General features: G+C 47.8%; 12 protein-coding genes and 1 pseudogene. 6 read left to right on the top strand and 7 right to left on the bottom strand.

What is annotated here, in order from left to right:
- Positions 1–14 precede the first annotated feature (14 nt).
- Positions 15–737: pseudogene (locus tag ECHVI_RS02340) on the top strand (outer membrane beta-barrel protein); the annotation flags it as partial.
- Positions 738–813: 76 nt separating this feature from the next.
- Here the strand turns inward: ECHVI_RS02340 and ECHVI_RS02335 are convergent.
- Both ECHVI_RS02335 and ECHVI_RS02330 read right to left on the bottom strand, forming a co-directional pair.
- Positions 814–1194: a DUF779 domain-containing protein gene (locus tag ECHVI_RS02335; RefSeq protein ID WP_041738265.1), complete on the bottom strand. Its 381-nt coding sequence runs from the start codon at positions 1192–1194 to the stop codon at positions 814–816.
- 275 nt (positions 1195–1469) lie between these two features.
- On the bottom strand, positions 1470–2999 hold the full coding sequence (locus ECHVI_RS02330) for an aldehyde dehydrogenase family protein (RefSeq protein WP_015264333.1): 1530 nt from the start codon (positions 2997–2999) through the stop codon (positions 1470–1472).
- Positions 3000–3182: 183 nt separating this feature from the next.
- Here ECHVI_RS02330 and ECHVI_RS02325 point away from each other — a divergent pair, with 183 nt between their 5' ends.
- Entirely contained in the window at positions 3183–4112 is a 930-nt protein-coding gene (locus tag ECHVI_RS02325; RefSeq protein WP_015264332.1) for an AraC family transcriptional regulator, read from the top strand.
- A 76-nt stretch (positions 4113–4188) separates the two neighbouring features.
- On the opposite strand, the gene ECHVI_RS02320 is transcribed toward ECHVI_RS02325, so the two are convergent.
- Positions 4189–5265, bottom strand: coding sequence for a Gfo/Idh/MocA family protein (locus tag ECHVI_RS02320; protein ID WP_015264331.1), 1077 nt, complete (start codon positions 5263–5265; stop codon positions 4189–4191).
- Between the two features lie 309 nt (positions 5266–5574).
- Here ECHVI_RS02320 and gndA point away from each other — a divergent pair, with 309 nt between their 5' ends.
- A complete protein-coding gene (gndA, locus tag ECHVI_RS02310) occupies positions 5575–7485 on the top strand; it encodes an NADP-dependent phosphogluconate dehydrogenase (RefSeq protein ID WP_015264330.1) in 1911 nt (636 codons plus the stop codon).
- 101 nt (positions 7486–7586) lie between these two features.
- Positions 7587–9134, top strand: coding sequence for a Ppx/GppA phosphatase family protein (locus ECHVI_RS02305; protein WP_015264329.1), 1548 nt, complete (start codon positions 7587–7589; stop codon positions 9132–9134).
- Here ECHVI_RS02305 and ECHVI_RS02300 read toward each other — a convergent pair.
- The 4 genes from ECHVI_RS02300 to ECHVI_RS02285 form a co-directional block, all read right to left on the bottom strand.
- Entirely contained in the window at positions 9106–9765 is a 660-nt protein-coding gene (locus ECHVI_RS02300; protein ID WP_015264328.1) for a metallophosphoesterase, read from the bottom strand. The two genes, ECHVI_RS02305 and ECHVI_RS02300, sit on opposite strands and share 29 nt — an antisense overlap.
- Before the next feature lie 182 nt (positions 9766–9947).
- A complete protein-coding gene (locus tag ECHVI_RS02295; RefSeq protein WP_015264327.1) occupies positions 9948–10229 on the bottom strand; it encodes a YciI family protein in 282 nt (93 codons plus the stop codon).
- A 37-nt stretch (positions 10230–10266) separates the two neighbouring features.
- Entirely contained in the window at positions 10267–10647 is a 381-nt protein-coding gene (locus tag ECHVI_RS02290) for a DoxX family membrane protein (RefSeq protein WP_015264326.1), read from the bottom strand.
- Between the two features lie 38 nt (positions 10648–10685).
- A complete protein-coding gene (locus tag ECHVI_RS02285; protein WP_015264325.1) occupies positions 10686–11717 on the bottom strand; it encodes an aldo/keto reductase in 1032 nt (343 codons plus the stop codon).
- A 584-nt stretch (positions 11718–12301) separates the two neighbouring features.
- Between ECHVI_RS02285 and ECHVI_RS02280 the strand changes: the two genes are divergently transcribed.
- Together ECHVI_RS02280 and fabF are read left to right on the top strand one after the other, a co-directional pair.
- Positions 12302–12862: a TetR/AcrR family transcriptional regulator gene (locus ECHVI_RS02280; protein ID WP_015264323.1), complete on the top strand. Its 561-nt coding sequence runs from the start codon at positions 12302–12304 to the stop codon at positions 12860–12862.
- Positions 12859–14103, top strand: coding sequence for a beta-ketoacyl-ACP synthase II (gene fabF / locus ECHVI_RS02275; RefSeq protein WP_015264322.1), 1245 nt, complete (start codon positions 12859–12861; stop codon positions 14101–14103). Before ECHVI_RS02280 ends, fabF begins: the two co-directional genes overlap by 4 nt.
- Positions 14104–14331: the final 228 nt, after the last annotated feature.

The following is a 14331-nucleotide window of genomic DNA, read 5'->3' as shown; positions in this document are numbered from 1 at the left end:
GGGATGCAGGTTTCTTCCGTACCCACATCGGTACCGAAAGTTTTCTGCCCAAGGACAATTTCACGACGACCACAACAGTGGCCAGCTATAATGAGCCATTTTACCAAAGTGGCGTGCGGGCTTCCTACGAGGGAAGTGATAGGCTTGACTTCCAGTTTTGGGTGGTGAATGGCTACAATTTCTTCCTGGACGCCAACAGTGCCAAGTCGGTGGGGATGTTGTTTTCTTATTCCCTCCGAGAGGATTTACAACTCACCTATACCAATCTTTTCGGTCGTGAATCGCTGGATGGTTCCTTTCCGAAGCAGTATCGAACGTACCATAATCTGTACGTTAACTATAATCCCACTCCAAAAATTCACCTTACCGTGGGCGGAGATGTAGGCACCCAAAGCCATTCGCAACTGGACCATCCCGAAAAAACGGCCATCATGTACAATGCCCTGACGACGATACGGTACCAGTTTACGGATGAGTACTCCGTTACAGGAAGAGTGGAAACATTTCAGGATCCTGATGGATTTATTTCCGGAACTTATGAAAATGATATGGGGGATTTAGCCGGAGTCCAGCTTATGGGATACACCTTGAGTACCGAATACAAGCCTAATGCTATCAGTTTTGTGCGTTTGGAAGGCAGGTGGATAAGCGCTAAGAAAGACCTTCCTATTTTTTACCAAAATGAGCCTACCAATGAAAGGATCGAAGGATCGCTAAGCATGGGAATTGTGTTTTGAGGACAGCTATTTTTATGAGAAGTGAGACCAAGTCCAATAGATGCAGGGGGAAATTAGAGCTGGCTTAATATAGATATTATACATCTTCCCCGTTTCTCACAGGCTCCAGATCGGCCAGTTCATCTTCTGTCAGCAATCTGCTGCGGATCAAGAAGCGTTTGCCATAGGGAATTTCCAATGAAAAGCTGGCTCCTCGGCCATCGGTGACATCCAGTGTCAGGTGGGTATGTTTCCAATATTCAAACTGGTCCTTGGACATGTAAAAGTCACAATCGTGGATTTGCCCCATCCAGACATCCGATGCACCCGTGCGGAATTCGCCTTTGGAATAGCACATGGGGCTGGAGCCGTCACAGCAGCCACCGCTTTGATGAAACATCAGCGGGCCGTGTTGGTCTCGGAGCTTGTCGATCAGGGCTTCGGCCTCTTTGGTTATGTCGATTCGTTTGTACGCCATGTCAATAGATTTTTTGTTAAAAGAGGAGCTATTTGGTTTAGCTCCTCTTTTCATGGTAATGGATTTATTAAAAGAACAGGGAAATTACTTTTAGACTATCAGCTAAGCGATGTCAGCCTGAGCCCTTCACTTCGACAAGCTCAGTACAGGCTAGCTCAGGATAAACTAAAGTCGAAGGCTAGACAATGGGACTGGACTCCCTGCCTGCCGGTCAGGCAAGCGCTCGGCCTGACACTATAATTACTTGAAATAAATAACATTATTGGTTAAGCTGATTAAAAGAACCCTAATTTGTTTTTGTCATAAGAGATCAGCATGTTTTTGTTTTGGCGGTAATGGTTGAGCATCATCAGGTGGGTTTCCCTGCCAAAGCCTGATTTTTTGTATCCCCCAAATGGTGCATGGGCCGGGTAGGCGTGGTAGCAGTTTACCCAGACACGACCTGCCTTGATGGCACGGGGCACTTGGTAGGCTTCATGGGCATCTCTGGTCCATACGCCTGCTCCTAGGCCGTACAAGGTGTCGTTGGAAATGGAAATGGCTTCTTCCACGTCCTTGAAAGTGGCCACCGAGCATACCGGTCCGAAGATCTCTTCTTGGAATACGCGCATTTTGTTATGGCCTTTCAGCAAAGTAGGCTTCACATAATAGCCATTTTCCAAACCGCTGTTGAGTTTGGCGACTTCTCCGCCTGTCAGGACTTCTGCTCCTTCTTGTTTTCCGATGTCGATATAGCTAAGGATTTTTTCAAATTGATCTTTGGAAGCTTGGGCGCCCATCATGGTGGTTTTGTCCAGCGGGTGCCCCATTTGGATGGCCTCCGCCCTAGCGATTACTTTTTCCATAAAGGCATCGTAGATTTTTTCATGGACCAAAATCCGGCTTGGGCAGGTGCAGACTTCACCTTGGTTAAGCGCAAACATCACTGCTCCTTCCAGGCATTTGTCCAAGAACTCATCGTCTGCATCCATGACGGATGGAAAAAAGACATTAGGAGACTTGCCGCCGAGTTCCATGGTGACGGGGTTGAGGTTTTCGGAGGCATACTGCATGATGAGGCGGCCAGTGGTGGTTTCACCGGTGAAGGCGACCTTGTCCAGCCTTGGAGATTGGGCGAGTGGTTTTCCCGCTTCTGGCCCAAAGCCGTTGACGACGTTGAGGACCCCGGCAGGGAGGAGGTCACCGATGACTTCCATCAGGATCATGATGGAGGCAGGGGTCTGTTCGGCAGGCTTGACGATGGTACAGCAGCCTGCAGCCAATGCGGGGGCCATTTTCCAAGTGGCCATGAGCATGGGGAAATTCCAGGGGATAATTTGGCCCACGATTCCGATGGGTTCTTTGACGTTCACGGAAACGGTATGTTGGTCGAGTTCAGCGATGCTGCCTTCTTCTGCCCTGATCACCCCAGCGAAGTACCTGAAATGATCGACCACCAATGCCAAGTCAGCATTGATGGTCTCTCTTACTGGTTTACCATTATCAATGGTTTCTACGGCTGCTAGGTATTCCAGTTTGTTTTCTATACGATCGGCGATTTTCAGCAGGATATTGCTTCTTTCGGTGGCGGAAGTCCGGCTCCAGGCGGGAAATGCCTTATGGGCTGCATCCAACGCCAGTTCGATGTCGGCAGCTTTTCCACGGGCCACTTTGGTAAATACTTGGCCATCCACCGGGCTGATGACATCGAAGTATTCTCCATCCACAGGAGGAACAAATTTCCCACCAATGAAATTGTCATAATGCGGTTTGAAATCTGGGCGATCCAGCATTGTCGCCGGTTTCTCTTGGGCTATTGTACTCATGTTATTTGGTTATTTTTGGTTGAGGGATGAAGGTGGTGATTTATGAGTCAATTTCTTTTCAGGATAATTTCATCCATTAGCACAATAGTCGCATTTTTCACTAAGCTTTGGACGCCAGTTGCTTTTTCGTTAATTTATATCGATGAATGATGATAAACCTGACCAATAGACCTGAACTTACCCATGCTGGATGCAATCAATATAAAGGAGAAATACAAGATTTTCAGTGCGCCAACAACAGAGGTGGAGCATCGAACGGCCCATCAGGCTGATCACGCCGTTTTAAACCTTTATGAGACCAGTAGGTATACCCGTCATTTTGACCTTCGCTTTGACAATCCCGTCATCGTGAGCATGATTCAGGGGAAAAAAATCATGCATTTGCCCTCCCAGCAACCGTTCGATTTTTTGCCAGGCCAATCCATCGTGATGCCCGCCTCGGAGCTCATGTATATCGATTTTCCGGATGCTAGCCAAGAGGTGCCTACGCAGTGTTTGGCGTTGGAAATCAGTGAGGGGTTTGTTCGGGAAACCATGGTCTGGCTGAATGAGTATTTTCCCAAGTCCGGTGACACGCATTGGGAGTGGTCCAAGGACAATTTTACCTTGCTGAACAATAAGCTGGTGCAGCAGAACCTGAATTCCCTGATCCGGGTGATGGTGGACAACGATTTTGGCAAACAGATGAAAGCATCCAATACCACCCGGGAATTGATTGCCAGCCTGATGCAGACCCAGGCGCGCCATTATTTGTTAAAGCACCTTGATCAGCTCAGCACGCGGAACAGGCTAGCCCATGTGATAAAATACATCCGCCAAAACCTCCACCTTCCCTTAGCAATAGACCAACTGGCTAACCAGGCCTGCTTGTCCAGGGCCCAATTTTTCAGGGCTTTTCAGCGGGAATTGGGAGAAACTCCCGTCCGTTTTATAAACAGAGAGCGACTGGAAAGGGCCAAAAAAGAATTGTTGTGGAAAGGGAGCAACATTACCCAGGCCTGTTATGAAACAGGCTTCAGCAGTGTCAATTATTTTTCAAGGGTCTTCCGACAGTTTGAAGGCATGTCTCCTACCGCTTGGATAGAGCAGGAGCAAAGTCGATGGATGGGGTGAGTTCCTACATTCCTTCGCCTCCGCTCCCTTCCGCAATGTTCCCTGAGCGGAGCCGAAGGGAACATTGCGAAAGGGGTTATTGAATCTCCACCATTTCACCAGTTTTGACGGATTCGTCGCAGGCAAAGGCCACTTTTAGGCTGTTGATGGCATCTTCCAGGTGCTGGCTAAGGTCAAGGTCACGATGGATGGCTTCCAGGAAATAGGCCTGTTCCCGCTGACAAAGTGCATTGTGATCGGGCTCATCTGCCGTTTCCACCCATTCATCGGGTTTGGTAAATTCATTTTGGCCGTTGATATCGGCATGGTGGATTTTGATGGATTCTGTTTTGGTATGGTCGTCGACGGAGTCCGACTTTCCGCTGCCCCCAGCCTCTTTGGCGACGATGGAAGCGGATCCTTTCGGTCCGAAGACATCTTTTACAAAGAAAGCAGTTTCACTGACCATAGGCCCCCATCCTGCTTCGTACCAGCCCACCGATCCGTCTTCAAAAGTGATTTGAAGCTGGCCATAATTATAGTTGTCCTGCGGGATATCATCTGTGAGCCGGACACCGATGGCACTTACCTTTTTGGGTTTGGACTGGGTCATTTGGCACATGACATCGATGTAGTGGACGCCACAATCGACGATGGGGCTGAGGCTTTTCATAAGGTTTCGGTGGACATCCCACATGCGTCCATGGCTTTGTTGGTTGAGGTTCATGCGCATGACCAGAGGTTTGCCCAAGCCTTGGGCGATTTCCGTAAACTTGATCCATGAAGGATGGTGTCGGAGGATATAGCCGACCACCACTTTTTTATGGAGTTTTTGGGCCGCTTGAGCGATACGTTCGGATCCTGCTATCGTATCTGCCAAGGGCTTTTCGATGAACACATGGCAGCCTGCATGAAGGGCCATCAGGGCATATTCCTCATGAGTGTCGGGATAGGTAGAAATGCAGACCGCATCTGGCTGGGTTTGGGCCAACGCTTCCTTATAATCCGAAAAAAGAGGATAATCGGCGCCCAGCTTTTGGTTCAATATTTCTTTGCTGTCACCACGAGCGACGAGGCCGCAGATTTGGAATCCGGCCATTTGGTGATAGGCCAGTGCGTGGGAAGCACCCATATTGCCACAGCCGACTACTAAAATTTTCAGGGGAGAGGTCATCATGAGGTTCTTTTTAGTGAAGTTCAAATATACTAAATCGATAAAGTTTTTTAGTTTTGATGCTCTGCAATCTGATGCTTGCTCGTTTTTTGGGAAGGATGATACGCCTAGAGGTGCTGTACCTAATGGCGAAAACCAGTTTGTGGGGGAGTGGAAGGCCAAGAGGGTGTTCACTGTAAATCCTATGCCATCCATTATTCGTAGGAGAATGGATCGAAATATGTTCAGGCTCTAAAAGAATGTCCAAAAGCTTCAACTTTAAAGTGACTTTGGTGCTACTATTTTTCAAATTATTCCATAAATTAAAGCATGATTATTTTATTGATGGGGGTTTCCGGAAGCGGAAAAACGACAATCGGCAGGATGCTCAGTGGCAAAGTGGGGCTTCCCTTTTACGATGCCGATGACTTTCATCCCAAAAACAATGTGGAAAAAATGAAGGCGGGCATTCCGCTCAATGATCAGGATCGGGTGCCTTGGCTGGAAACCCTTTCTGAGAAAATGGTCGCATGGGAAGAGAATGGCGGGGCGATATTGGCCTGCTCGGCACTGAAGGCGTCCTATCGCAAAATGCTTCGCAGCCATGCCGTGCAGATGCGTTGGTTTTTTTTGAAAGGAGATGAGGCGTTGATAGCCAAGCGTATGAAAGCCAGGGAGGGACATTATATGCCTGCATCCCTGCTAAGTTCGCAGTTGGAAACCCTGGAGCCCCCAAAGCATGCCACTATCATATCGATAGACCAAACACCTGAAAATATACTAGAAGACATTATGAGCGACCTTAAAAACAACAAAGCAGTATCATCCTTTGGAATCATCGGAATGGGCGTCATGGGCAGCAGTCTGGCGCTAAACTTGGCCGAAAAGGACGTAAAGATAAGCGTTTATAACCGCACGCTGCAAGGCGTAGAGGAGGATGTGGCCCAAAAGCTGGTGGATGCCCATCCAGAGGTCAAGGGGATATTGCCTTTTGATAAGTTGGATGAATTTGTGGAATCCCTGGAGCAGCCCAGAAAGATTTTGATGATGATCCCTGCAGGCCAGATTGTGGACCAGCAGATCGCCCGGCTATTGACCTTTGTGGACAAGGGCGATGTGATCATAGACGGCGGTAATTCCTTTTTTGAAGACAGTGCAAAGCGCCAGCAATACTTGCAAGGGTATGGGATTCATTTTGTCGGAATGGGGATTTCCGGAGGTCGTGACGGAGCCCTAAAAGGTCCGTCACTGATGCCTGGGGGCAGCGAGGAAGGGTTTGAGTTGATCAAGCCGTACTTGGAAAAGATTGCTGGAAAAGATAAGGGCGGTAAGCCCTGTATGCACTATGTGGGGCCTGATGGGGCGGGTCATTTTATCAAAATGGTCCATAACAGCATAGAATATGGTGAGATACAGGTGCTGGCAGAATTGTACGGTTTTATGCGAAAGGGGCTTGGCATGTCCATAGAGGAAATGGTGAAAACTTTCAAAACATGGAGCAAAGAAGGCGCTGACAGCTACCTGATGGATGCGACGCTGGCCATTTTGTCCCATGAAAAGGATGGAAAGCTGCTGCTGGACGGGATCTTGGATGTGGCTGGTCAAACCGGCACAGGAGGCTGGGCGGTAAGTACGGCTGCAAAATACGGCGTTCCCTATGCGCCCTTGACCGCAGCAGTGACGGCTCGATTGGTGTCTACCCATAAAGAGGCTCGCGTGTCCTTTGCCCAAACTTATCCCCGAAAGACAGATGAGATCGACCAGAAGGAGATCATCGATGCCTTAAAAGGTGCGTATGACATGGCCAGATTGGTCAACCACGAAATTGGTTTCAGCTTGATCAAGAAGGTCGGCGAGGCCGAAAAGTGGGGCCTCAATATGAGTGAAATAGCCCGCTGCTGGACCAATGGTTCCATTATCCAATCCAGTTTGATGGAAAAATTGGCCGGTGTATTCAAATCCACCGATTGCTTGATGGCCTCCGCAGCCTTGAAAGCGTCCTTTGAAAATGGCGCGAAGACACTGGCAGAGGTAGTTGGAGCTGGCTTGAAGGCAGGAATTGCGATGCCTGTCATGTCTGCCGCAATCAATTTCTTCTACGGCATGAGCTCAGGACAGTCCTCAGCCAATCTTGTACAAGCCTTGAGGGATTGCTTTGGGGAGCATGGGTACCGATTAGTAGACGACGTTTCCGGGAAGATTCACCGAAATAAATGGAGAAAAAGTAAGGAAGAAGCATGATGGCCGCCCGGTGCATTTTAGCTTCCTTCTTTAGGTAGGCATCCTGATTAATAATTATTAAGATTTTAAGCGTTTAATAACCCAAAACCTATAAATTCCCTATGAATTTAGCAGCCATAGATATCGGTACCAATTCCATTCACCTGGTCATTGCAGAAGTAACCAAAAGCCAAACCATTAAAGTACTTATCGATGAGAAGGAAATGGTCAAGTTGGGAGTGGGGGTCTTTTCGACCAATCGGCTTTCCAAGGAAGCCTATGATCGGGGAATAGAGGTGATCAAGCGGTATGTACAACTAGCTGACCAATATGGGGTGGAAGAGATCATTACGGCTGCCACCAGTGCCACCCGTGAAGCCAAGAATGGCGGAGAATTTCTTGGTAAGGTGGCGGAGGAAACAGGCCTGACGCCCAAGGTGATTTCTGGGAAAGAGGAAGCCAGGTTGATTTTTTTGGCCGTGAGAAGGGCGATCGCCTTTGGAGAGGAGAAAGTGCTGGTGCTTGATATCGGGGGAGGATCCACAGAAGCAACGGTGGGTGACCAAGAGGAAATCTTTTTCAAAAAAAGCATCAAATTGGGCGTGCTTCGACTACTGGACATGGCGGGAGGCCAAGAGGTTTTAGAGGAAAAGGACATTACTGCACTCGAAAAGCATATCAACTTGGCAGCGGAGGAAGTGATGAAAAAGGCCGTGGAGGCAGGATTTAGCAAGGTGATCGGTACGTCTGGGACGATCAGGACATTGGGAGAGGCGGCGCATCTGGCCGGGAATGGTGGCTCGATCACCACCGTAAATGCAGAAGTGGTCAGCACCAAGGAGTTGGAGAAGTTATCGAAAAAACTGCTGGGCATGTCTCCTGAAAAGCGGGAGAAAGTTCCGGGGATCAGTGCCAATAGGGTCGATGCCATTCACTTGGGCAGCTTGTTGTTGGTGCGCCTGCTGCAGATGGCCAATGCCAAAGAAATCATCCTATGTGATGCTTCCCTGCGAGAAGGATTGATATTGGGGTACCTGGACAGTATGGGGAAAAAGCAAACCGTTCTCTATCCCGAAGAAGATTTACGGTTTAGAAGTGTGATGAACTTGGCCGTAAAGTATAAAAGTGATGTAGAGCAGAAAAAGCACATTTCATCATTGGCACTTAGCCTGTTTGATCAGTTGAAACCACTGCATGGATTGGATGATTATGCACGTGATCTGTTGGATTTTTCAAGCTTTGTGTTTGAAGTGGGGCATTTTATCGGCTATCCAAAATACCACAAACATTCTCGCTACATCATCGAGCACAGTAGGCTGAGGGGATTCACCAATGAAGAGATTACCTTGCTCGGCGTCATTGTCCGGTATCATCGAAAATCCGGTCCACGGAAGCGGCACAAGCGATACAAGAAACTTTCCAAAAAGCAACGCAAGATGATCCATGTGGTTGCGGGAATTCTCCGCATTGCCATAGGCCTGGACAAGACCAAAAACCAATGGGTGGAGCGTTTGGACTGTGAGCTTGATGATGCGGAGGTGATCATCAAGGTGTATGGGGAGGAGAATCCCGATTTGGAGATATGGGATGCCATGCGCAACTGTTTTGTGCTGGAAGATGCGCTGGACCGGAAAATTACCATTACTGCGGCAAGTCCCGTTCATCTGTAGGGATGTTGATTTCTTCCAGAAAAAGGCCGTTTTCCTGTAATTTAAGGCCCGTCAGGCAAATGCCGCGATAAGCCCCGGTGTCTATGTTCCAGTGCTGGCTGGCAGTGGTGAAATTGGCACGGCCGTTTTGCTGCGGAGTGTGGCCGATCACTTGGATTTTGGGAAGCTTCTTGAGCCTTCCCCTGTTCCAAAGGATTCCGTCTTGGGCATGGAGGTCATAGGGATTCAGGGTCTTTTTGCCAATACCGGCGTGTGAAACCAGGAGGCTGGGGCTTTCCCATTTCAACGCGGTATTTCGAAGCCAGTGGAGCATGCTTTCTACAGGGATGTTCTTTTCTTTAAACTGTTGAAGGGTGTATTCTCCTCCATTGAAAAGCCAGCTACCACCGATTTTGCCATTCTCAAGGTGGTCGATCATCATTTGTTCGTGGTTTCCTCTCAGAAAAACGGCATCTCCGTGATATTTTTCACTCAAGCATTTTGCTTGCTGAAGTACTTCTACCGAATAATTGCCCCGGTCGATCAGGTCACCGACCTGGATCAGCCTTTCCTTTGATGGATCCCAATGTTCCAGCATTTGCTGGAATGTGTGGTAGCATCCATGAACGTCTCCTATGATAAAGAGCTGCATAATGAATAATTTAGTGCAAAAGTTGGTGTGAAGTAAGTTGAGGACAATAGCTTTTGCCCGTACAGTGCTTCTAAAACCTTAATTTAAGCAATTCGTCATAGGTTAAAATGATCTTAGGAAAATTATTTTTGGTAAACAAAACTTTTCAATGGTAAATAAGTCCATGTTTAGGGATTATTGGTTTATTCCCGGTGACCAATCACGACATTCCAAGGACGAATATCGTAGGAAGAAATAAGTTGATTTTGTACATAAGGGTCGCCATTTACAAACTCCCTGATCGGTGCTTCATCCGGACAATTAAAAATAATTACCGCCTTATCGGCCGGAGCATCCAAAGCTCCGGCCATGACGATCATTCCTTTTTGGTAATAGGCTTTCACATGGTTTAGGTGATCCTCCCGATAGGGGAGGCGAAGTTCCGTATAATCGTCAACCGTGTAATACGTAAGGATAAAATACATAGGGATTGGTGGTGTTGGGATGTGTTAGCAAACTAGGTTATTGTCGGATCATGGGCAAGTATTTGTGCCAATTTTCGGCAATGGCCCAGCCATCAATGGCCAATACGATCAGCGCGATGATCATGCCTTCTGGTGCATACATGGCATGATGGAGGTTGATGCCAAGGACAATGGGGAAGAGCATGATGGCTCCCAAGGCCCGGAATTTTGGTATAGCAAACAGAATTCCACCAAGGATTTCACCGATGGCAATCAACGGGAATAACCAGCCAATCTGCATAAAAGCCTCCATGACCCTAAGGATTTCTTCGGGCATTTCCTCCGGCATAGGAATGTAATTGAACAATTTGTTCAGGCCGGAATGGACCATTAGCAACGCGAATAAAACGGAGATGACGTTCAGGATTTTAGTTTTCATAGTGGTATTTGGGTTAATGGTTTTTTGGTAATGCGCGTTTAATTTTTTGGTTTGCGGTATTCGCTTTGTCGCTCGACCATCCAGCCGGGATAGCGGGATGATACGGGGCTGATGGTTTCAATGCTTGCCAAGTCCTCCTTGGTCAATGTAAAATTGGTAGATTCAATATTGGAAGCCAGTTGGGCCGGGTTTTTGGCACCGATGATGGTACTTGTGATGCCGGGTTGCTGGCGTACCCAGGCCAGTGCGACTTGCGCGATGCTGGCACCATGGGATTTTCCGATTTCTTTCATGGCATCCACTAGGTCATAGGCTTTTTCCTTGTCGATGGGCGGGAAATCAAAATCCGCTCTTCTGGCATCATCCGTGGAGTGGCCTTGACGGGTGAATTTTCCCGTAAGAAAACCACCGGAAAGCGGGCTCCAAGGGAATATCGCCAATTGATGGGCCTTTGCCATGGGTACCAATTCATGTTCAATGTCGCGGGTCGCAGCGGAGTAGTGGTATTGCAGGCCGATAAATTTATGCCACCCATTATACCGGGCAATGGCCTGTGCCTGGGCTACCATCCAAGCGGGCCAGTTACAAATGGCGATATAGCGGACCTTTCCGCTCTCTACAATGTCGTTTAGCGAACGGACGATTTCCTCTACGTCGGTCACAGGATCTACACCATGGACGTAAAGAATATCCACATGGTCCAGCTGCAAACGTTTCAAGCTGGCATTTACCGAATTGAAAATATGGTACCGAGAGAGCCCTACGTCGTTAGGGTGCTCGCTCATTACGCCCATCACTTTGGTAGCGATGACCACTTCGTCTCGTGGAATACCCAGGTCTTTTAGTCCCTGTCCCAGGAGTTGTTCTGACTGGCCAAAAGAGTAAACATTGGCGGTATCGATAAAGTTGATGCCGCCTTCAATGGCTCCCTTGAGCAGGTTGTTGACTTCTTTTTGCTGTAGCTGACCGATTTTGGACCACATTCCCGCATCCTGACCACCAAAGGTCATGGTGCCAAAGCATAGTTCTGAAACCATCAAGCCGGTGTTGCCCACATAATTGTATTGCATGTTGTTTAGGAATTTTAAAAGTGATGGAATGAATTTATTTCGGAGTAAAAGCATCCTGTCCACATAAAACAATCCCTTGAAGGCAGGCGTTCCAAGAAGCCCTGGTTAAATGGGAGTTTTTAAGCGGGTTCTTTTTCTCGGAGGTTGAACATCCATTGTACGCCGAATTTGTCAAAACAACTTCCGAAATGTAAAACAGTAAGGCTGCCTCGTTTTTTCTGTTATAGTTTAAGTAAGTGCTTACTGCTGCCATAGTGATGTTCGTTTTTTGTTAAATATAGCTGGTTTTAACCCGAAATATGCAATAGAAAATCTATTACGGCCTGAAACTACTTTAAAATCATTTGCTTCGCTTCTGTTTTGACTCCACCATAGCGGTGCTATGCCTCAGTCTCCAAACAGCCTGATTTTCTTGCAGTTTCAGTCCTCACTACAAATCCTATTACATAATCCGGGTTTAAGGGTGAAGAAGCGGTGCTATTGCGACGTTTTATGGGAGGTGTGCCTGGGTTGGATGAGATGGGACATGTATAAATAATGTGTTTTTATTTGCCTATCTATTAGTAGGTAGGTATATTTATATTATGCATACCAAGGATAAGATCGTACAACTAGCGGATGTGCTCATCAGGACGAAGGGGTGTAATGCCTTTAGTTTTGGGGATATTTCGAAGGCCCTACAGATCAAGAATGCCTCGATACATTATCATTTTTCTACCAAGACTGCTTTGGTGAGGGCCGTGATTCAGCAGCACGGAGCCCTTCTTTTGAAGTTCAAGGGAAGGGTGGCAGAGAAAGGACCCCTTGAGAAAGTAAAGCTATTTTTAAGTACTTATACGATGGCAAGGTCTGGAGGGAAGATCAGTATCTTAGGGGCTTTGGCCAGTGATTATTTGACCTTTGATGAAGCCATCCAGCTGGAATTGCGGATGTTGACGGATGGAACATTGCTTTGGCTGATGGAAACCTTACAAGAAGGCAAAGACGAGGGGGAGTTTAATTTCACCTCAGATGCCAAAACCAAAGCACAAATGGTCATCACCAACATCCTCGGAGCCGAGCAGCTTTCGAGGGTTACGGGCCAAGGTGATTTTAAAAAAGCCCAAGCGGCAATTATACGGGATTTAATCAATAGAAGCATATGAGAAGAGTAGTCATTACCGGAATGGGTGCCTTGACGCCCATCGGGAACAATGTAGAGGACTTCTGGGGATCCCTAAAGGAAGGGAAAAGTGGAGCAGCTCCCATCACCAAGTTCGACGCCACAAAATTTAAAACCAAGTTTGCTTGTGAGCTAAAAGATTTTGATCCACTTCAGCATATCCCAAGGGCAGAAGCAAGAAAATACGATTTGTTTACCCAGTATGCCTTGGTGGCAGTAGCCGAAGCGATTACCCACGGAAAGGTTGATTTTGATCAACTGGACAAGAACCGCATAGGCGTGATTTGGGGTTCGGGGAATGGCGGTTTGGCTACCTTTCACCAACAGGTGGCCGAATATGTCCAAGGGGATGGTACTCCCCGGTTCAATCCGTATTTTATCCCAAAGATGATCGTGGATATTGCCGCAGGGGTAATTTCTATCAAATATGGTTTGAGGGGAGTGAATTTTGCTCCGGTATCGGCTTGTGCAACCTCCAATACTGCCATCATCGATGCCTTTAACCATATCAAATGGAACAAGGCCGAGATGATCATTACGGGCGGCTCAGAGGCGGCCATTACCGAGAGTTCCATTGGGGGATTTGGTGCTGCAAAGGCCTTGTCGACGAACAATGAGCATCCCGAGACGGCCTCCAGGCCTTTCGATGTCACACGAGACGGTTTTGTGATGGGAGAAGGAGCCGGGGCATTGGTGTTGGAGGAACTGGAACACGCCAAGAGACGGGGAGCTCCGATCATTGCCGAGGTAGTGGGCGGTGGAATGGCTGCCGATGCGTATCATTTGACCGGAACCCATCCAGAGGGCGAGGGTGCTTACTTGGGCATGCTGGCGGCCATGGAAGAGGCCGGCATTGGTCCCGAAAGCCTTGATTATATCAATATGCATGCTACTTCCACTCCTTTGGGGGATGTCAGTGAGCTGAAAGCCATTGAACGTATTTTTGGTCGTGACAGTAAGTTGAGCATCAGCGCGACCAAGTCCATGACCGGCCATCTGCTGGGTGCAGCAGGAGCGATAGAGGCAATTGCAAGTATTAAAGCAATTCAGCATGGGATTGTTCCGCCAACCATTAATTGTACGGAAGTGGAGCCGGCCTATAAAGGAGTGTTTGACCTGACATTGGGCAAGGCCCAAGAACGACCAGTACGCTATGCGATGAGCAATACATTTGGCTTTGGCGGACATATTGCTACCGCCATTTTTAAGGCGTATGAAGGATAAGGTTTTTAAGTAGGCTGCGAAGAGAGGACTTTTCTTTGCGGGTTTGACCAACTTGTACCAATATGAGGGGCATTATTTTCCAAAATGATGTCCCTCTTTTTTATGGGCGATACCGGGATTTAGCATGTCAGGAAAGGAGACCTTACTTGGTTCGAGAATAGGTGAGCGATCCCTATTTTTTTAGATGCCGAAGGGGCGGTTTGTGGGTGGTTTTTGATGGGGGAAATT

It is taken from the genome of Echinicola vietnamensis DSM 17526 (assembly GCF_000325705.1).
In the GTDB taxonomy this organism is placed as follows: Bacteria; Bacteroidota; Bacteroidia; order Cytophagales; family Cyclobacteriaceae; genus Echinicola; species Echinicola vietnamensis.
Note: the sequence above shows the minus strand (reverse complement) of the source record. Positions and strands in the feature narration are given on the sequence as shown.

Bases quoted from the DNA above. Each gene is read 5' to 3' on its own strand.
- ECHVI_RS02335 (WP_041738265.1), bottom strand. From the start codon at position 1,194: ATGGCGTACAAACGAATCGACATAACCAAAGAGGCCGAAGCCCTGATC.
- ECHVI_RS02330 (WP_015264333.1), bottom strand. From the start codon at position 2,999: ATGAGTACAATAGCCCAAGAGAAACCGGCGACAATGCTGGATCGCCCA.
- ECHVI_RS02325 (WP_015264332.1), top strand. From the start codon at position 3,183: ATGCTGGATGCAATCAATATAAAGGAGAAATACAAGATTTTCAGTGCG.
- ECHVI_RS02320 (WP_015264331.1), bottom strand. From the start codon at position 5,265: ATGACCTCTCCCCTGAAAATTTTAGTAGTCGGCTGTGGCAATATGGGT.
- gndA (WP_015264330.1), top strand. From the start codon at position 5,575: ATGATTATTTTATTGATGGGGGTTTCCGGAAGCGGAAAAACGACAATC.
- ECHVI_RS02305 (WP_015264329.1), top strand. From the start codon at position 7,587: ATGAATTTAGCAGCCATAGATATCGGTACCAATTCCATTCACCTGGTC.
- ECHVI_RS02300 (WP_015264328.1), bottom strand. From the start codon at position 9,765: ATGCAGCTCTTTATCATAGGAGACGTTCATGGATGCTACCACACATTC.
- ECHVI_RS02295 (WP_015264327.1), bottom strand. From the start codon at position 10,229: ATGTATTTTATCCTTACGTATTACACGGTTGACGATTATACGGAACTT.
- ECHVI_RS02290 (WP_015264326.1), bottom strand. From the start codon at position 10,647: ATGAAAACTAAAATCCTGAACGTCATCTCCGTTTTATTCGCGTTGCTA.
- ECHVI_RS02285 (WP_015264325.1), bottom strand. From the start codon at position 11,717: ATGCAATACAATTATGTGGGCAACACCGGCTTGATGGTTTCAGAACTA.
- ECHVI_RS02280 (WP_015264323.1), top strand. From the start codon at position 12,302: ATGCATACCAAGGATAAGATCGTACAACTAGCGGATGTGCTCATCAGG.
- fabF (WP_015264322.1), top strand. From the start codon at position 12,859: ATGAGAAGAGTAGTCATTACCGGAATGGGTGCCTTGACGCCCATCGGG.